The sequence below is a fragment of the Saccharomonospora xinjiangensis XJ-54 genome (assembly GCF_000258175.1).
GTDB lineage: Bacteria > Actinomycetota > Actinomycetes > Mycobacteriales > Pseudonocardiaceae > Saccharomonospora > Saccharomonospora xinjiangensis.
Genome location: NZ_JH636049.1, coordinates 4,472,197 through 4,489,172, shown reverse-complemented (window position 1 = coordinate 4,489,172; position 16,976 = coordinate 4,472,197). Strand labels below are relative to the sequence as shown.

General features: G+C 69.4%; 17 protein-coding genes. 7 read left to right on the top strand and 10 right to left on the bottom strand.

The window, feature by feature from the left end:
* Positions 1-63 precede the first annotated feature (63 nt).
* The gene (locus SACXIDRAFT_RS20360; RefSeq protein WP_006240570.1) at positions 64-612 is read left to right on the top strand and encodes a GNAT family N-acetyltransferase; all 549 of its coding nucleotides are present in this window, start codon (positions 64-66) and stop codon (positions 610-612) included.
* A gap of 280 nt (positions 613-892) precedes the next feature.
* On the opposite strand, the gene SACXIDRAFT_RS20355 is transcribed toward SACXIDRAFT_RS20360, so the two are convergent.
* From SACXIDRAFT_RS20355 to SACXIDRAFT_RS20330, 6 genes are read right to left on the bottom strand one after another with little or no spacing between them, the layout of a single operon-like run.
* Positions 893-1,747, bottom strand: a complete 855-nt coding sequence (locus SACXIDRAFT_RS20355) for a polysaccharide lyase family protein (protein WP_006240569.1) — start codon at positions 1,745-1,747, stop codon at positions 893-895.
* On the bottom strand, positions 1,747-3,366 hold the full coding sequence (locus tag SACXIDRAFT_RS20350) for an alkaline phosphatase D family protein (protein WP_040922303.1): 1,620 nt from the start codon (positions 3,364-3,366) through the stop codon (positions 1,747-1,749). Before SACXIDRAFT_RS20350 ends, SACXIDRAFT_RS20355 begins: the two co-directional genes overlap by 1 nt.
* Positions 3,363-4,220, bottom strand: coding sequence for a carbohydrate ABC transporter permease (locus SACXIDRAFT_RS20345; protein ID WP_006240567.1), 858 nt, complete (start codon positions 4,218-4,220; stop codon positions 3,363-3,365). Before SACXIDRAFT_RS20345 ends, SACXIDRAFT_RS20350 begins: the two co-directional genes overlap by 4 nt.
* Positions 4,217-5,125 (bottom strand): carbohydrate ABC transporter permease, encoded by a 909-nt coding sequence (locus tag SACXIDRAFT_RS20340; protein ID WP_006240566.1) that lies wholly within the window; start codon positions 5,123-5,125, stop codon positions 4,217-4,219. Before SACXIDRAFT_RS20340 ends, SACXIDRAFT_RS20345 begins: the two co-directional genes overlap by 4 nt.
* Positions 5,126-5,130: 5 nt before the next feature.
* Positions 5,131-6,417, bottom strand: coding sequence for an ABC transporter substrate-binding protein (locus tag SACXIDRAFT_RS20335; protein ID WP_006240565.1), 1,287 nt, complete (start codon positions 6,415-6,417; stop codon positions 5,131-5,133).
* Positions 6,414-7,757 carry a Gfo/Idh/MocA family protein gene (locus SACXIDRAFT_RS20330; RefSeq protein ID WP_006240564.1) on the bottom strand — a complete coding sequence of 448 codons (1,344 nt, stop codon included), beginning with the start codon at positions 7,755-7,757 and terminating at the stop codon, positions 6,414-6,416. The genes SACXIDRAFT_RS20335 and SACXIDRAFT_RS20330 overlap by 4 nt, the downstream gene beginning before the upstream one ends.
* An 87-nt stretch (positions 7,758-7,844) precedes the next feature.
* On the opposite strand from SACXIDRAFT_RS20330, the gene SACXIDRAFT_RS20325 reads away from it, so the two are divergent.
* Entirely contained in the window at positions 7,845-9,008 is a 1,164-nt protein-coding gene (locus tag SACXIDRAFT_RS20325; RefSeq protein ID WP_232285350.1) for an ROK family transcriptional regulator, read from the top strand.
* Between the two features lie 106 nt (positions 9,009-9,114).
* Here SACXIDRAFT_RS20325 and SACXIDRAFT_RS20320 read toward each other — a convergent pair whose 3' ends face one another.
* A complete protein-coding gene (locus SACXIDRAFT_RS20320; RefSeq protein ID WP_006240562.1) occupies positions 9,115-9,693 on the bottom strand; it encodes a CGNR zinc finger domain-containing protein in 579 nt (192 codons plus the stop codon).
* Positions 9,694-9,838: 145 nt separating this feature from the next.
* On the opposite strand from SACXIDRAFT_RS20320, the gene SACXIDRAFT_RS20315 reads away from it, so the two are divergent.
* Genes SACXIDRAFT_RS20315 through SACXIDRAFT_RS20300 form a run of 4 tightly spaced genes read left to right on the top strand, consistent with a single transcriptional unit; the run spans position 9,839 to position 12,692 of the window.
* Entirely contained in the window at positions 9,839-10,300 is a 462-nt protein-coding gene (locus SACXIDRAFT_RS20315) for a VOC family protein (RefSeq protein WP_006240561.1), read from the top strand.
* A 30-nt stretch (positions 10,301-10,330) separates the two neighbouring features.
* Positions 10,331-11,254 (top strand): pyridoxamine 5'-phosphate oxidase family protein, encoded by a 924-nt coding sequence (locus SACXIDRAFT_RS20310; RefSeq protein ID WP_006240560.1) that lies wholly within the window; start codon positions 10,331-10,333, stop codon positions 11,252-11,254.
* Positions 11,255-11,292: 38 nt separating this feature from the next.
* Positions 11,293-11,490, top strand: coding sequence for a ferredoxin (locus tag SACXIDRAFT_RS20305; protein ID WP_006240559.1), 198 nt, complete (start codon positions 11,293-11,295; stop codon positions 11,488-11,490).
* Positions 11,487-12,692 (top strand): NAD(P)/FAD-dependent oxidoreductase, encoded by a 1,206-nt coding sequence (locus SACXIDRAFT_RS20300; RefSeq protein ID WP_006240558.1) that lies wholly within the window; start codon positions 11,487-11,489, stop codon positions 12,690-12,692. Before SACXIDRAFT_RS20305 ends, SACXIDRAFT_RS20300 begins: the two co-directional genes overlap by 4 nt.
* Positions 12,693-12,771: 79 nt before the next feature.
* On the opposite strand, the gene SACXIDRAFT_RS20295 is transcribed toward SACXIDRAFT_RS20300, so the two are convergent.
* Complete coding sequence (locus SACXIDRAFT_RS20295; protein ID WP_006240557.1) at positions 12,772-13,365, bottom strand: hypothetical protein; 594 nt, start codon at positions 13,363-13,365, stop codon at positions 12,772-12,774.
* Positions 13,366-13,524: 159 nt separating this feature from the next.
* A complete protein-coding gene (locus tag SACXIDRAFT_RS20290) occupies positions 13,525-14,685 on the bottom strand; it encodes an epoxide hydrolase family protein (RefSeq protein WP_040922831.1) in 1,161 nt (386 codons plus the stop codon).
* 106 nt (positions 14,686-14,791) lie between these two features.
* Here SACXIDRAFT_RS20290 and SACXIDRAFT_RS20285 point away from each other — a divergent pair, with 106 nt between their 5' ends.
* The gene (locus SACXIDRAFT_RS20285; RefSeq protein ID WP_040922302.1) at positions 14,792-15,766 is read left to right on the top strand and encodes a helix-turn-helix transcriptional regulator; all 975 of its coding nucleotides are present in this window, start codon (positions 14,792-14,794) and stop codon (positions 15,764-15,766) included.
* A gap of 82 nt (positions 15,767-15,848) precedes the next feature.
* Here the strand turns inward: SACXIDRAFT_RS20285 and SACXIDRAFT_RS20280 are convergent, their stop codons facing one another.
* A complete protein-coding gene (locus SACXIDRAFT_RS20280) occupies positions 15,849-16,976 on the bottom strand; it encodes a serine hydrolase domain-containing protein (protein ID WP_006240554.1) in 1,128 nt (375 codons plus the stop codon).

Below are 16,976 nucleotides of genomic sequence, written 5' to 3'. Positions count from 1 at the left end.
TAGAGACCCGCGTCCGCGAAAGACGGTTGCGGTGACACTCGTCGTCGCGGCATCGTCGCCGCCGTGACCGTCTTCTGCACCACCGAACGCATGATGCTCCGCCGCTTCACCGCCGACGACGGCGACGAGCTGGCCGCACTGCACGGCGACGCGGAGGTGATGCGGTTCCTGGGTGACGGCAAGCCAGTGCCCGCCGACGTGGTGAAGCGCGAGACCCTGCCGTCGCTGCTGGCCGATTACGACCGGATCGGCGGGCTCGGCGTGTTCGCCGCCGAGGCAGGCGGAGAGTTCCTCGGCTGGTTCGAGCTCCAGCCGGACGGCCCCGAGTCGCTCGACGACGTGGAGCTCGGGTATCGGCTGCACCGCCGGTTCTGGGGAACGGGGCTCGCCACCGAGGGAGCGCGCGCACTGGTGCGGCTTGGGTTCACCGAACTCGGTGTGCGGCGGGTGTACGCGACGACGATGGCGGTGAACCACGCCTCCCGCCGCGTGCTGGAGAAGGCTGGCCTTCGGCACATCCGGACGTTCCACGAGGACTGGCCCGACCCGATTCCAGGCTCGGAGCACGGCGAGGTGGAGTACGAACTGCTGCGCGAGGACTGGCGAGCCTGACCTGCCGTGCTGGTCTCGTGAGCGGTGTCAACGGCGCCGGACGCACCACAGCACCCCCACGGCTTCACCACCGCCAGTGTCGTGAGACCCGAGCCCACGAGCACGCACGGGACGAATCCATCGCGGTATAACCGCGCTTCAGGCGATGCCGCGTGTCGATGACGATTCGCACGGGAAAGTCCACACCGGTGGGCAACCACCCCATGTCGGGGTCGAGCAGGTGGATGCGGCCGGGTGCTCCGGCCCGCACCGACAGCGGGCGAGGGCCGGAGCACGACAGTCACCGGCGCGGCGCGAACACGCCGAGTGCGTCGTAGGCGTGCCAGGAGCCTTCGTCCTTGTGCAGGGTGAGGACGTTCTCACCGGATCGTAACGCGGACGCGGGAATCGGAAGCTCCACCATGGACGGTACAAGCGGACTGCCGGGCACGGTGGCGTCGCCCTGCAACGACCCCTTCGTGGCGCCCCTCTCCAGCGGCACCCCGGCCACGGCGGTGCCGTTGCAGGAGATGTCCAGCACGCCCGGGATGCTGGCGTGGGTGTCGATCAGCCAGATCGCCAGCGCCAGATCGGCTCCCGGCTTCTCGGGGAGCGTGAACCGCAGGCGGAAGGTGTGCGCCTTACTGCCAGCCCACTTGTCGGCCCTGCCGGGGTGCAGGTAGGGCCAGTGGGTGCCGGGGCTGCTGACGCCGTGGGTGTAGTCGGCGCCGTCAGGGAACGTGCTGAGGTAGTCGCGGTAGCCGTTGGGCGCCAGCGCCAGTTCCAGCGACCTGCGGTCGAACTCGCCCACCACGGCCACGGGTGTTCCGGCCACGGTGACCGACTCCACCGAGGTTCCCTTGACCGGTCCCGAAGGCTCGCTCGCCTTGCCCGAGGCGTCCACCGTGATCACCTGGTAGTACCAGGTCTGCCCTTCAGGCCCGAGGTCGCCGTGCCGGAAATGGGTGTCGATCGTCTTGCCGACGAGGGTGTCCGGCGAAGGACGGAAGTTCCGCTGCCGCGCCGCGTACACCGCGAAGTGATCGACCAGCGGCTGGTACTGCCGCCGCGCCGACCAGCTCACCTCGATCCGGCCCAGCTCGCCCTTCGCGGCGAGGTCGGTCGCCGACGGCACCGTGCCGTTGCTCGCACTCATCACGCCTCCCGCTTCAGACCGGGGCTGCCGGCCTCGATGCCGAATCGAGCCGAGGTGGACACCGGGGCGGCGTCGTCGCGCTCGATGTGATCGACCACTTTGTACTCCGCCGTCAGCTCCCGTGATGTCATCGTGCCCACCAGGTATCCCCTGCGACCGTCGTAGAACTTCACGTGCGGATTGGACAGCCACAGGTCGGTGTAGTTGTCCCTGACGGCGCCGTCACCGTCGGAGCCCACCGACCCGACGACGAGTTCGGACCCGATCGTGGCCGAGGCGGGATCGGTGAAGTCGGCTTTGAGGTCGGCCGCGACGTGCCGGTGGATGTCGCCGGTCAGCACGACCAGGTTGTCGATCCCGTAGCGGCGCACGGCGTCGAACACGCGGTCGCGGTTGGCTGTGAAGCCGTCCCACTGGTCCATGCTGAAGGTGCGGCCCGGACCGGTGTCCCTGTCGATCTGCGCCATGACGACCTGCTGGGCGAGCATCGTCCACGTCGCCGTGGAACGCCGCAGTCCCTGCTCCAACCACCGTTCCTGGTCACGGCCGAGGATGGAGCGGCCGGGGTCGGTGTGCTCGCCGCCCGCGCTGGTGTCCTCGGGGAAGTCGTCGCGGTACTGACGCGTGTCGAGCACATGCACGTCGGCGAGTGAACCCCACCGCAGCCGCCGGTAGAGGCGCATGTCGGGGCCGTGCGGCAGGGTGGAGCGCCGCAGCGGCAGGTTCTCGTAGTAGGCGCGGTAGGCCACGGCCCTCTGCCGCTCGAAGTCGGGCACCGAGATGCCGTACTGCGAGTGGGCGTCGGCGTAGTTGTTCTGCACCTCGTGGTCATCCCATGTGGACACCCAAGGCGCGAGGGCGTGGACGCGCTGGAGGTGCGGGTCGGTCTTGAACAGCGCGTAGCGGAGCCGGTACTGCTCAAGGGTCCGCACCGTCGCGTTGTGTTCCGGTCCGAGCGCGACACCCTGCCGCCACAGGTTGCCCTCGTTGATCGCGTACTCGTAGACGTAGTCGCCGAGGAAGAACACCAGATCGACGTCCTCGTCGGCGAGGTGCCGGTAGGCCGTGAAGTGACCGTGGTACCACGCCTGGCACGACGCGCTCGCGAACCGCAGCTCGTTCACCGCCTCCCCGCGCTCGGGAGCCGTGCGGGTGCGGCCGACGGGGCTGAGGTGGTCACCGGCGCGGAACCGGTAGAAGTACTCCCGGCCCGGTCGCAGGCCCTCGACCTCGGGATGCACCGCATGCGCCAGTTCCGGCGTGGCCACCGCGCGGCCCCTGTGGACGACACGGGAGAACCGTTCGTCCTCGGCCACCTCGTAGTGGACATCGACGTTCTCCCTCGGCATCCCGCCGTGGCCGTCGGCGGCCAGCGCGTCGGGAGCCAGCCGTGTCCACAGCACCACGCTCGTGGGTTCGGGATCGCCGGATGCCACGCCGAGTGTGAACGGCTCCGACGGCACCCTGCCGCGTGACGGTGCCGCCGTCTGGGCCGCGTTGACGGGCACGCCGCTGCCGAGTGCCACGGCGGCCGTGGTCAGTCCTGCGAGGGTGAGGAAGTCGCGTCTGTTCGGTAACACCTCGTCGGGTTCGGACACTGCTGCTCCTTCGTGGGTCATTTGACGCCCCCTGACGTGAGTCCCGCGACGATCCGCCGCTGGAACAGAAGGACCGCGATCACGAGGGGAACGGTGGCGATGACGCCTGCGGCCATGCGCGTGCCGAACGGGCTGTCGTGCACGGCGACGCCGACGAACTGCGAGATGCGGACGGTGACCGTCTGCATCGAAGGGTCGTTGACCATGGTGAGCGCGATGATGAACTCGTTCCACGCCACCACGAACACGATGATGGCCGTGGTGAACACACCGGGCACCGCGATCGGCAGGATCACCTTGCGGAACGCCTGCCCCGGTGTGCAGCCGTCCACCCGCGCCGCCTCCTCCAGCTCGTACGGCAACTGGCGGAAGAACGTGGTGAGATACCAGATCGCCAGTGGCAGCGCGAACGAGAGGTTGGGCACGATCATCGACTGGTAAGTGTTGATCCAGCCGATGTCGGTGAACAGCTTCAGGAGAGGGACGAGGAGTGAAATCCCGGGGAACATCGAGGTCGCGATCACGATCGCGAGCACGGCGTTCTTGAACCGGAACTCGAGCCTCGCCAGCGCGTACGCGGCGAGTGTCGCCACCAGGACGGTGGCCGCCGTGGTGACACCGGCCACCACGAGACTGTTCAGTAGTGCGCTGCCGAACTCGTTGTCGCCGCTGAACACGGCGCGGTAGTTCTCCAGCGACCACGGCGAGGGAAGCGCCGAGAGGTCGAAGATGTCGCTGGTGCGCCGGAAACTCGACACCACCATCCAGTAGAACGGGGCGAGGCAGTACAGGATGATCACCGCGACGCCCACGTAGGGCGCGATGCGGCGCACGGTGGCACCAAGGGTGCGTTCACCGGAGCTGGTCGTGCTCACGCGGACACCTCCGAGGTCCTGCGCGCCTTGCGCTCACCGAGCAGGTCGGCCCCGAGCAGTTTCACGAACACGAACACCACCACGGCGATGTAGCAGAACAGCAGCACCGCATAGGCGGCGGCAGGCCCGTACCGGACCTGGTTCGCCTCGTCCCACGCCAGCATCGACAACGTCTCCACCGACGCCTTCTGTGCGCCGACGAGCACGAACGGCAGGTCGAACATCCGCAGCGCGTCGAGCAGCCGGAACAGGACAGCCACCAGCAGGGCAGGCTTGACCAGCGGGAGTGTGACCCGCCAGAACTGCTGCCAGCCACTCGCGCCGTCCAGCCGCGCTGCCTCGTAGACGTCGTTCGGGATGAGCTGCAACCCGGCGAGGACGAGCAGCCCGACGAACGGCGCCGTCTTCCACGTGTCGGCAATGATCACCGCGAGCTGCGAGGCCCAGCCATCGCCCGTCCACAGGAGACCGGTGCCGAGGACGGCGTTGGCGACACCGTCGGCCTGGAAGATCCACTGCCAGAGCAGGCCTGCCACGGCAGTGGGGATCGCCCACGGCACGAGGATCGCGGCCCGCACCAGCGCCCGCCCGCGCATGGCGCGGTGCATCACCAGCGCCATGGCCACACCGATGAGCACCTCGGCGGCCACCGTGGTGACGGTGAACAGCGTGGTGTTGCCGAAGGCGTTCCAGAACCTCTCCCCCGCGAAGGCGTCGGCGTAGTTGTCCACGCCGACGAACCGTTCACCGGTGACGATGAAACCCGACTCGTCGATCTCGTCGCCGCTGCGGTACAGCGATTCGCGCAACGCGGCCAGCAGCGGATATCCCACCACGAGTCCGAGCACGAGGATCGTCGGGGACAGCAGCAGCGCCGCAGTGCGCCCCTGACTCGACCGTGCCATCGACGTCAGGACCCCTGCGTGAGCTGGGTCAGTTCCTTCTGCATCGCGGCCAGCGCGTCGTCCACCGTCTTCTCACCCTTCAACGCGGCGTAGACATGGTTCTGGATGACGGTGCTCGCGTCGCCGTAGCGGACGATCGAGGGGCGCGGCTGGGCCCGCTCGATGCCCTCCTTCAACACGGTCAGGTACGGGTACTGCTTCTTCAGGTCCGGATCGGAGTACACCTCGGTGCGCGTCATCGGATACGCGGAGCCCTCGGCGTGCTCCAGCTGGACGTCGAGGCTCGTGAGGTAGGCGATGAAGTCGCGCGCGGTGGCCTGCTTGGTCGAGAACGCCGACACGGCGAGGTTGTTCCCGCCGAGCGCCGACACACCCTCGGCGTCCTGCCCCGGGAGCACGGTGACACCGAATCTGCCAGCCACCTCGGAGGAGCCGTCGTCGGCGCTGGCGAGGGCGTAGATGTAGGCCCAGTTGCGGTGGAACACCAGATCGCCCTGCTGGAAGGCGCGGCGGCCCTCCTCTTCCTTGTACGTGATGGCGTCGGAGGGAATGTGCCCCTCGGCGAAGCCATCGACGAGGAACCTCAGCCCCTCGGCGGCCTCCGGCGTATCGACGGCTGGCTTGCCCGACTCATCGAAGACCTGCCCGCCCGCCGAAGCGACGGCCTCAAGGAAGTTCACGGTGAGGCCCTCGTACTTGTCGTGCTGACCGGTGTAGCAGGACATGCCCTTCGCATCGGGCAGCGAGAGCACCTTCTCGCACACGTCCCACATCTCTGCCCACGTCGCGGGTGGTTCCGCGTCCACCTTCTTCAGCAGGTCCTCGCGGTAGTACAGCATGGCGGAGCCGGTGAAGTGCGGGATCGAGTACAGCTTGCCCCGGTACCGCGAACCCTCCAGCGCCGAGGGGAAGAACCCGTCAACGTCGAAGGAGTCCTCCGGCAGCTCGGTGATCCACCGGCGGGCGGCGAACTCGGCGTTCCACGGGATGTCGATGGTGATGACGTCGTGGGAGCCGGACGCCGTCTGTGCCTGCTGGACGAGCTTCTGCCGCTGACCGTCGGCGCCCTCCGGCAACTCGACGATCGTCACCTTCTCGTCGGGGTGCTCGGCGTTCCACTTCTCGACCAGTTTCGGCACCGTGCCGGTGCCGTCCTTGATCGTGGCGAACGTGATGGGCCCGCGCCCGTCCGGGTCGCCGCCGCCTTCTCCGCCCTGGTCCGAACCGCAGGCCGTCGCCACAAGGACTCCGGTCAACGCCGCGGCGATCCGGGCGATCGTCGCTTTTCTCATCGTGCCACCTCCGAATGGGCCCCTGAGGGTGCTGAATCTGTCGATGCTGTGCCTGGTGCTGCCATGTGGTGCGCTGTGGCCGAGGGCACCGGGTCGGTGAGGGTGACGACGGTGCCGGTTCGCCGTGCGCGTTCCGCCGCCCACACGAGCCGGTGGGTGTCGAGGCTTTCCCTTCCGCTCGACAGGATGTGCCCGGCGTCGCCGGTGGCCACCGCCTCCACGAATGCCTCGACCAAGCCCTGGTCCCCGCCGCCGTGCCCGTCGTCGGCCGTGGCTCCGCCCGAGGATTCGACGTCGATCACCTCGGTTCCGTCGAGGAAGTCGTGCACGGTGATCGTGCGCCCGTCACCTTCGATGGAGCCTCGGGTGCCGAACACGCGGGTCTTGCGAAAGTCCAGCGGGGTGAACGCGGTCATGGTGAACGAGGCGGTGACTCCTTCGGTGTATTCGAGGTTCACCACCTGGTGGTCCACGACGTCGTTGTCGCAGGCGTAGACGCAGCGGCCGTAGGGGCCGTCGCGCAGCGCGGAGAGCAACCCCTCCTCGGTGCGATCGTCGGTGACCACCGACAGCGGCCACAGCCGGTCGGGCTCGTCGAGCAGGGGCCGGTAGATGCGGGGCGCCGAGTACGGGCACGTCGGTTCGACGGCGCAGTCGAGGCACCTGTCGGCAGCGCCGTCGGGCCTGCGTTCCGGGCGGAACTCGTACAGGCCACCGAAGGACGACACCCGCACCGCGGGCCTGCCGATCAGGTGGGTCAGCCAGTCGAGGTCGTGGCACGACTTCGCCATGAGCATGAACGTGGAGGTGTCCTCCCTGCGCCAGTTGCCGCGCACGTAGGAGTGCGCCTGGTGCCACCACCCCACCGGTTCGAGGTGCTCGACGCTGACGATGTCGCCGATGCGGCCACTGTCCACGATGGCCTTCAGCCGACGCGAGTACGGCATGTAGCGCAACACGTGACACACGGCCAGCAGCACGCCCGCGTCCTCGGCCGCGGAGACGATGCGCTCGCAGTCGGCCTCCGAGGTGGCCATCGGCTTCTCGAGCAGCAGGTGGTAGCCGCGCCGCGCCAGCTCGACGGCGGGTTCCACGTGGTCGGCGTCCTGGGTGGCGATCACCGCGACGTCGGCGATCCGTGGCCGTTCCAGCAACGCGCGCCAGTCGTCGAACACGGCGTCGGCGCCGATGCCGTGCTCGGCGGCGAGCGTGTCGCGGGCTTGGGCGCGTGGTTCGGCGACGGCGACGACCGTCGCCTTACCCGTGGCCGCGGCGCACGCGGCGTAGGTCCGTCCTCGCACACCCGCGCCCACTACGGCGATGGTGACCGGCGCTGGCACAGGTCCTCCCAGGGAGTTATTAACGAAACTTCCTTTAATTAATGTGGCATGCTCTACGATGATTGGCGTCTGGTCAAGGGAGAGTTCGTGTCCACTTCACGCCCCGAGAGCGGCGGCCAGTCGCTCCTGCGGTTGATCAACTCGGTCGCCGTGCTCTCGGCACTGCGCGAGTCGGGTCCCGCCACGATCACCGACCTCGCCCGCGCCACGGGCCTGTCCCGGCCCACCGTGGAGGCCGCCGTTGACGACCTCGTGGCGCAGGGCTGGGCCGCCGAGCACCAGGCCAGGCAACGCAGGGTCGGCCGCCCCGCGCGACGGTTCGCCTTCCGCGGCGACAGCGGCTACGTCCTCGGCCTCGACGTCGGCGCACACAGAGTGCTCGGTGTTCTCGCCGACCTCAACGGCGAGACCGTGCACATGGCGGAGACCCGGGTCGATCCGGCACTCGACGCGGAGGCCAGGCTCGCCGTGGTACGCGACGTCGGAACCAGGTGCCTGACCAGCCCGGGCGTCGAACGCTCACAGGTGATGGCCGTGGCGGTCGGCTGCCCCGGCATCATCGCACCCGACGGCACCGTCACACTGTCCACAGTGATTCCAGGCTGGGTCGATTTTCCCTTGGCACGAAGGCTTTCCCGCTCGTTCTCCTGCCCAGTGTTGGTGGACAACGACGCCAACCTCGCGGCACTGGCCGAACGCGCGCACGGCGTCGCCCGGGATGTCGATGACCTCGTCTACCTGCTGATCGGGCGCCGCATCGGCGCCGGGCTCGTTCTCGGCGGCAGGGTGCACCGCGGTTTCGGTGGCGCGGCAGGCGAGATCGGCCTGCTCGACTTCGACACGTGGGAGCGGTCGCGGGAGGCGCTGCTGGGCCCCGCCACCGGCGAGCCAGGCCGGACCGGCGACCACAGTGCGACCGAACGGATTCTTGACGATGCCAGGGCGGGCGAGGCGAGTGCCGTGGAAATCGTGGACGGGTTCTGCGCGGTACTGGCCCGCCAGGCTGTGGCGATGACCTTGACCGTGGACCCCGAGATGATCGTGCTCGGTGGCGGGCTCGCGAGCGCGGGCGACCTGCTGCTCCCCCGGCTGGAGAAGCACATCGGCGATGTCTGCGTGCGCACGCCGCGGCTGGCGGCCTCGACCGTGGGGCAGGAGGCGGTGGTCCTCGGCGCGGTTCGCCTCGCGCTGGGCGCCGCCGACGAGGCACTGCAACAGCAGGCCAGGGCGGGTGTGGCGGCCAGGGGCTGAACACCGGCGACACGCCAGCGTCACCCCAGGGCCGCCCGTTGTTCGCGGACCGTCCCGGAGCGGCGCACGCGCACGTTGACCTCGGGCGCGCTGGAGCACCGCGGCCTCAGGATGACGCCGAGCCTTTCGTGGTGCGCTGGTAGTGCCGCTGCGCCTTGGCGCGGTTGCCGCACCCCGACATCGAGCACCAGCGGCGCCGTCCGCTCTTCGAGATGTCGTAGAAGTGCAGGATGCACGCGGGGTTGGCACACGGTCTGATGCGGTCGGGACGTTCGCCGACAAGGCGGAGGAAGTCGTCGATCGCCGCCCACGCAGGGCCCCAGGACGGCACGTCCACCCTGACGACACTGAGCGGCCCTTCCTCCGCGAGTGATCTCTCGATCCACCCGTGGGCCAGGGTCGCGTTCGCCGAGGCGACGGCCTCGCCGTCGAAGTCGGGCAGTGTCGCGATCAGGCCGTCCAGCGCCGTTCTCGCGAGCAGTAGTCGTTCGAGAGTGACGTCGTCGGCCTCGGAGGTGAGGTCGCCGAGTGCGCTGCGCACGTGCGGCGACGACAGCCACACGGCGAGCCCCTCGACGTCGGTGAGCAGGTCGTGACGACCGTCGCCGTCGATCCAGCGTGTGTTGAGCAGGTCGATGGACAGCGGCTCGCCGATGAGCGGTCGCGGGTCCGCTGCGGATGTCACCGGATTCGTCCTCGGGGTGTCGGTCGGCATTACCACACGAGTCTAACCGATGTTCTTCAGGTAGCCGGTTGACGCCGCCAATTCTAACCGTTAAAGTTCATTTCATTGGTTGCGACGGATCGCGACCACCGACCCAAGGCATGTGATGACTGTGAGTTCTGAAGGCAAGCTGACCACCGGACACATCGGACTCAACGTGACCGACGTCGCCCGGTCGATCACCTTCTACGGCACCGTTTTCGGCTTCGAGGTGATGGCGGAGGGCAAGGAGGACGACCGCCGCTGGGCCTTCCTCGGCAGGGACGGCCAGCTGCTCGTCGCGCTGTGGCAGCAGAGCGAGGGCACGTTCAGCACGAACACGCCGGGCCTTCACCACCTCTCGTTCCAGGTCGAGACCATCGACGAGGTGAACGCCAAGGCCGACGTGCTGCGCGAACTGGGCGCCGAGTTCACCTACGACGGCGTCGTGCCGCACGGCGAGAACGGCGAGTCCGGCGGCATCTTCTTCTCCGACCCCGACGGCATCCGCCTGGAGATCTACGCGCCCACCGGGGCCGACCCCAAGAAGGCACCCGTCGCCGGCGCCCCCACCTGCGGCTTCTTCTAAACCGACCCCACCATCTTCGAAAGGACAGCCGTGGCCACCTACCACAGCGGTGAACGCGCGGTGCAGGAGCGCGCCGGGCTCGGCGACCAGGCTCGGTTCTCCCTCGGCGGCATCCACAACGCCGTTCCCGAGGTGGCCGCGGCATTCCTCGCCACCCAGCCCATGATCGTCATCGGTGCACCCGACGCCGAGGGCAGGCTCTGGGCGACCCAGCTCGTCGGACAACCCGGATTCCTGAGCGCCCCCGAACCCGACCGTCTCGTCGTCGAGACACTGCCCCAGCCCGGCGATCCGCTGGCCGACGCCATCGCCGACGCGAACCCACGGCGACCACTGCGGGTGGGCGCCATCGCGATCGAGCCCGCCACTCGCCGCCGCATGCGGCTCAACGGACGCGCCGTGACGCATGGCGGCCGGATCGAGATCGACCTCGACCAGGTCATCGCCAACTGCCCCAAGTACATCCAGAAAAGGCAGCCCGTGCACCGCGCGGACACGCCTCCGCCGCAGGACCGCCGTGTCACCGACAGCACCGCGCTGAGCCAAGGCCAGCAGGACACGATCAGGGCGGCCGACACCTTCTTCGTCGCCACCGCCTCCGACAGCGGCGACGCCGACGCCTCCCACCGTGGCGGCAATCCCGGCTTCGTCGATGTGCTCTCCCCCACCACGCTGCGCTGGCCCGACTACATCGGCAACGCCATGTTCCTCACCCTGGGCAACCTCGCCGTCAATTCCAGGGCGGGGCTCGTCTTCCCCGGCTGGGACACCGGAACCGCGCTCCACCTCACCGGAACGGCCCGCACCGTGTGGGACCCCGGCGCGCTCGCCTCCTTCCCCGGCGCCCAGCGACTCGTCGAGTTCTCCATCGACGCGGTCAGAGAGATCACCAACGCCAGTCCCCTGAGGTGGAGCGAACCCGCCTTCTCGCGATTCAACCCACCCCCACGCTGAACCCCGCCCTCCCCCCACCCCGCGAAACGGAGTCACCCATGCGCATCCACGTGGACATGACCCTGTGCGAGAGTCACGGCCAGTGTGTGTTCGCCGCCCCCGAGGTCTTCTCCTTCGACGACGACGACCGCCTCGTCCACGCCGACACCGCACCCTCGGAGCTGCTCGACCGTGTCAAGGCGGCAGCGGCCAGCTGCCCCGTGCGCGCGATCACCATCTCGGAGCACTCGTCGTGACCGCACGGCACCTGGTGATCGTCGGCGCCTCGCTCGCCGGTCTGCGCGCGGCCGAAACGCTGCGGCAGCACGGCTTCACCGGCCGCCTGACCGTCGTCGGCGGGGAGACCCACCCGCCCTACGACCGCCCACCGCTGTCCAAACAACTGCTCACCTCCGACACCCCGGTCGAGGTCGCCCTGCCCGTGCCCGGCGACCTCGACGTGGAGTGGAGACTCGGTTCGCCTGCCGTGCGCCTGGAGCCGGATCGGCGAGTGATCACCCTCGCCGACGGCACACGCCTGCCTTACGACGGGGTGCTGCTGGCCACGGGAGCCGACGCACGCGGCTGGCCACGCCCCGCGCAGGTCCCCGCCCACGGCGTCGCCACCCTCAGGACCCGCGACGACGCCGTCGCGCTGCGCGCGCACCTGCGTCCCTGCGCACGGCTCGTCGTCGTGGGCGGCGGTTTCCTCGGCAACGAGGTCGCGGCAGCGGCACGCACCAGGGGCGCCGAGGTCACGATCGTCCATTCGGGACAGCAGCCGCTCGACCGCAGCGCCGGTGCGGAGGTCGGCTCGTTCGTGGCCGCGCTCCAGCACGAGGCGGGCATCGACCTGCGCACCGGCACCACCGTGACGCGGTTCCGCTCCGAGGACGGCCGGGTCACGGGTGCCGAGCTGGCCGACGGCACGGCGCTCGCGGCCGACGTGGTGTTGCTCGCCCTCGGTGCTGTCCCGGCGACGGCCTGGCTCGCAGGCTCGGGCCTCGACATCGAGAACGGGGTGCGCTGCGACCGGCAGCTGAGGGCGCTCGACGTCCACGGAGCCGTGGTGCCTGGCGTCGTGGCGGCCGGTGACGTGGCCAGAGTTCCGCAGCCACTCGCCGGCGGCGAGGCGATGCCGCTCGGCCACTGGACCAACGCCGCGGAGCAGGGCGCGGCGGCGGCGCGCACGCTCCTCTCCCCCGACGAGGCGCCCGCGTTCACCGGGGTACCGTCGTTCTGGTCCGACCTGCACGGCGCCCGCATCCGCTCGATCGGCCTTCCCGCATTGCACGACGAGGTCCGCGTGCACGAACACGACCTCATGGGACGGCGCCTCGAGGTGAGCTACCACCGCGAAGGGCGTCTCGTCGGGGCCCTCACCGTCAACAGGACCGCGCGCCTCGCGGCGTATCGGAATCAGCTTTCCGGCGATTCGCCGAGCCGCGCCGCGGCGTGAGCACGGGCGATTCGTCCCGCGATACCCACCATCCACAGAGGACATGCAAGGGCGGCCCTCGCTGTGACGCACCCGGCTCTCAGGCCGACCACACCTCGCGTGCTGCGGTGAGAGCGGCGGCCTGGTACGGCGGCAGCAGCCGTCCCTCGACGACCACCTCCAGCGGCCACGTCTCCTTCGACAAGACCCACAGCCGCGACGACGGACCCGCCCGTGCGACGAGCGTGTCCGTGCCCTCAGCCACCTGGAGCACGTACACCCACGCGACTCCGTCCCGCGCGCCCTCCAGCGGCTCCCGCCAGGCACGCCGCAAACGGCGACCACCGTGGCGAGCCGCTTCCGCCGACAGGATGGCGTCCGCCTTCTCCGTGCCGGGCGCGTCAGCCGGCCCCACGGGGCCGAAGCGATACGCCAGTGGTGGCACCTCCTCGGCGACCGGAACATCGTCGAGATCCGGGTCAGCCGGGTTCCCCAGGATCGAGCGGATGTTCCGGCGCTCCTCCTCGGTGATCCCGATTCGCTCCTGCGCGAGCGACAACAACAACGTTGACTCGGCCAGCTCCGGCTCTCCCCCGGCGTAGTGGTCGCACACCGCGCTGAGGGCGTCGTCCGGCAACCTGCCCGCCAGACCGGCACACACGGCGACCGCGGTCGCGTAAGCCCGCACATCCATGGCGCCCACAACAGTATCGTCTTCTTGCCGTCGCCGAGTCCGGTTCCGGTGACCTGACCATCGGCGTCACAGCCGCACCCGTCCTCGGCCCGCGTACCCGCCCCACCGCTCGAATCGAGACAGCGGAGCGGGTCGCGGAACCGAACGGATCACCGCCTTTCAGCCTGTCAACCCACCGAAGAACTCACGCAGGTCCGCGAGCAGCAGCTCGGGCTCCTCCAGCGCGGCGAAGTGGCCACCCCGGTCCACATCGGTCCAGCGGACGATCGTGTTCTCCCGCTCGGCGTAGCGGCGGATGCCGACGTCGTGCGCGAACACGATCACCGCCGTGGGGACACCCGAGTTCTCCTTGACCTCGCCCCACGGCGCGTCCTGCGCGTACCCGACGTAGGCGGCCGAGCTCGCCGTGCCCGTCAGCCAGTACAGCATCACGTTGGTGAGCAGCCGGTCGCGGTCGATCACGGTGTCGGGCAGCGCCTCACGCGGGTGGGTCCACTCGCGGAACTTGTCCATGATCCACGCCAGCTGCGCCACCGGCGAGTCACTCAGGCCGTAACCGAGTGTCTGCGGGCGCGTGGACTGGATGGCGACGTAGCCGTACTCCTCCTGCATGAACGCCTCGATGCGCCGCAGCCTGTCCCGTTCCAGATCGGACAAGGAAGCCCGTTCCTCCTCGGAAACCGACATCGGGGGCAGACCGGGAGTGCCGTTGACGTGCACCCCCACCACCGCGTCCGGCGCGACCCTGCCGACCGCGGGTGACACGGCCGCGCCCATGTCACCGCCGTGCACGCCGTAACGCTCGTAGCCAAGACGTCGCATGAGTTCCGCCCACGCCCTCGCGATGCGACCGCTGTCCCAGCCGCTCTCGGTGATCGGGCCCGACAGCCCGAAGCCGGGCAACGACGGCACGACGACGTGGAACGCGGGCGCGTCGGCCGCTCCATGGGCGCGAGGGTCGGTGAGCGGGCCGATGAGGTCGAGGAACTCGACGATCGACCCCGGCCAGCCGTGGGTCAACAGCAGCGGCGTCGCGTCCGCCTCGGCCGACCGCACGTGCAGGAAGTGGATGTGCTGGCCGTCGATCGTGGTCGTGAACTGCGGCAGAGCGCCCAGTTCCGCCTCGGCCTCGCGCCAGTCGTAGCCGTGCCGCCAGTAGTGCGCGAGCTCCCGGAGCCACGCCACGGGCACGCCCGTGTCCCACCCGTCGCCAGGCAGCGGATCGGGCCAGCGGGTGGCGTCCAGCTTGGCGTGCAGCGCGTCGATGTCGGCCTGCGGGATGTCGAGAGTGAAGGGGCGGATGTCCGTGGTGTCGTTCATGACCACAACGCTACGGAGCGAAGCGGACAACTACCGCCCTAGCTTGTGAAACTCCCCATCCAGAAAAGTCGGCCACGGCGCCGCGACGATGCGCGAGACTGACAGTGTGCTCGAAACTTCCGCCCGCCTGCTTCGCCTGCTCGCCCTGCTCCAGGTCGCAGGCGACCACACCGGCGCCGACCTCGCCGCCAAGCTCGATGTGGATGTGCGCACCGTGCGGCGGGACATCGAGAAACTCCGCGCGCTCGGCTATCCCGTCACGGCGAGCAGCGGTGTTCCCGGCTACCGCCTCGGGCAGGGAACCCGGCTGCCGCCCCTGTTGCTGGACGACGACGAGGCGGTCGCTGTGGCCGTGGCGCTGCGCACCGCGAGCAGTGGCGCGGTCACCGGCATCGAGGACACCGCCATGCGGGCACTGGCCAAGCTCCACCAGGTTCTCCCTTCGCGGTTGCGACACCGCGTCCGCACGCTGGAGGCGGTGACGACGTCGTTGCCGTCCGGAGCCGCGGGGGTGGACCCCGACGTGCTCACGGCCGTCGCGGCGGCCTGCCAGGCATGCGAGCAACTCCGATTCGACTACACCGACCACACCGGCGCCGTCAGCGTGCGCAGGGTGGAACCTCACCGCCTCGTCCACGGTGGACGTCGCTGGTATCTGCTGGCGTGGGACGTGGAGAAGTCGGACTGGAGGCGGTTCCGCGTCGATCGGCTCACGCCGCGCGTCCCCACAGGCCCGAGGTTCACCCCCCGCCCCTTACCGGAGTCCGAGGCCGCGTCCACGACGGCCCTCGGGATCACCACTCGCGCCTACCGCCACCACGGGCGGTTCGTGCTGCACGTTCCGGTGGAGGTCGCGGCCGATCGGATTCCGCCGACGGTCGGCACGCTGGAGTCGCGCGACGAGCGTTCCTGCATCCTGCGCGCGGGGTCGAACTCGCTCGACGAACTCGCGTTCTGGGTGGCGCGGCTCGGATTCCGGTTCGAGGTGGTGGAGCCTCCCGAGCTGTTCGAAACGGTGAGAACGCTGGCAGATCAGCTTGCCAGCGCCATTGAATCACGCGAACCGAGCTCGGGCGTATAGGGCGTTATACATCTGGCTCACGACGACGGTGAGGCTCCGTCCGAAACCTCACCGCCGCCGCGAACCGCTCATGCGCCGCTCGTCACGACCGCCCCTCGCACAGGGCCGCGTCGATCACCTCGGCGGTCCCCGGGTCCTGCGGCATGAGATTGGCGTTGGTCATCATCGAGGCGAACCTGCCGTCGTCGGTGACCATCGTTCTCGACAGATGTCCCGTGGGAAGGAGGCCCTCATGGCCCCACGCGACGCCACCGCACGACAGTGGCTGCTCGAACACGCCGAGACCGTAGCCGCGGGACGCGGCCGGCGGGAACGGCACAACGGTGCGCATCTCGGCGAGCGCCTCCTCCGACACCACCCTCCCATCGAGAAGCGCACGGTAGAACACCGCCAGATCCTCCATCGTCGAGGACATCGCCCCGGCAGTGCTCCACCAGGACAGCTCGGACAACGTCGTGGCGTCGAACCAGAAGAAGAAGCCACCGACCCGCGTGCCCTGGTAGCCCGGCACGAAAGGCTCGGGAAGGGCCCGGTTCCCCGGCACGGGGAACGACGTGCCGGCGAGGCCGAGCGGCTCGGTGATCCGCTCGGCGATCACATCACCGACGGGCCTGCCGGTGAGTTCCTCGATCAGCAGGCCGAGCACCAGATAGCCGACGTTGGAGTACTTCATCACCTCACCGGGCTGTGCCTGGGGCTGCTCGTCCATCGCCGCGCTCACCAGCGCGGCGAGGTCGTAGGTGCCGTCCGCGTTCGCCTTCGCCCCACTGGTATCGCGGACAAGACCGGACGTGTGGTTCAGCAGCTGCCGCACCGTGATCACGCTGCCGTCGTAGTTTCCGGTGACCACCCCTGGCAGGTAGCGCTCGATGGGCGCGTCGAGATCGACCCGTCCCTCGTCGAACAGCTGGAGCACCACGGCCGCCGTGAACGTCTTGGTCTGGCTACCGATGCGGAAGTGATCGCTCGCCGTGATCGCCCGGTTCTCCCGGATGCTGGCCGACCCACTCGACAGCGTCCACGCCGACGTAGCGTCCCCGGCGTGAATGGCCGCGCCGGGCCCCGCCTTCTGCTGGAACTGGTCGAGCACAGCCTGGGTCTCCGCGTGCTCGCCGGTCTGCGCGACGACAGGCGCCGCGGGCAGGACGACCGCGAGCGCGACGCCACTCACCACCCCGGCCAGCCAGCGTCGCCGGGTCGTTCCCGCCAT

Excerpts from the sequence above, each read along its gene's own strand:
- SACXIDRAFT_RS20290 (WP_040922831.1), bottom strand. The coding sequence starts at position 14,685 with ATGAACGACACCACGGACATCCGCCCCTTCACTCTCGACATCCCGCAG.
- SACXIDRAFT_RS20335 (WP_006240565.1), bottom strand. The coding sequence starts at position 6,417 with ATGAGAAAAGCGACGATCGCCCGGATCGCCGCGGCGTTGACCGGAGTC.
- SACXIDRAFT_RS20340 (WP_006240566.1), bottom strand. The coding sequence starts at position 5,125 with ATGGCACGGTCGAGTCAGGGGCGCACTGCGGCGCTGCTGCTGTCCCCG.
- SACXIDRAFT_RS20295 (WP_006240557.1), bottom strand. The coding sequence starts at position 13,365 with ATGGATGTGCGGGCTTACGCGACCGCGGTCGCCGTGTGTGCCGGTCTG.
- SACXIDRAFT_RS20280 (WP_006240554.1), bottom strand. The coding sequence starts at position 16,976 with ATGGCGGGAACGACCCGGCGACGCTGGCTGGCCGGGGTGGTGAGTGGC.
- SACXIDRAFT_RS20305 (WP_006240559.1), top strand. The coding sequence starts at position 11,293 with ATGCGCATCCACGTGGACATGACCCTGTGCGAGAGTCACGGCCAGTGT.
- SACXIDRAFT_RS20315 (WP_006240561.1), top strand. The coding sequence starts at position 9,839 with ATGACTGTGAGTTCTGAAGGCAAGCTGACCACCGGACACATCGGACTC.
- SACXIDRAFT_RS20355 (WP_006240569.1), bottom strand. The coding sequence starts at position 1,747 with ATGAGTGCGAGCAACGGCACGGTGCCGTCGGCGACCGACCTCGCCGCG.
- SACXIDRAFT_RS20350 (WP_040922303.1), bottom strand. The coding sequence starts at position 3,366 with ATGACCCACGAAGGAGCAGCAGTGTCCGAACCCGACGAGGTGTTACCG.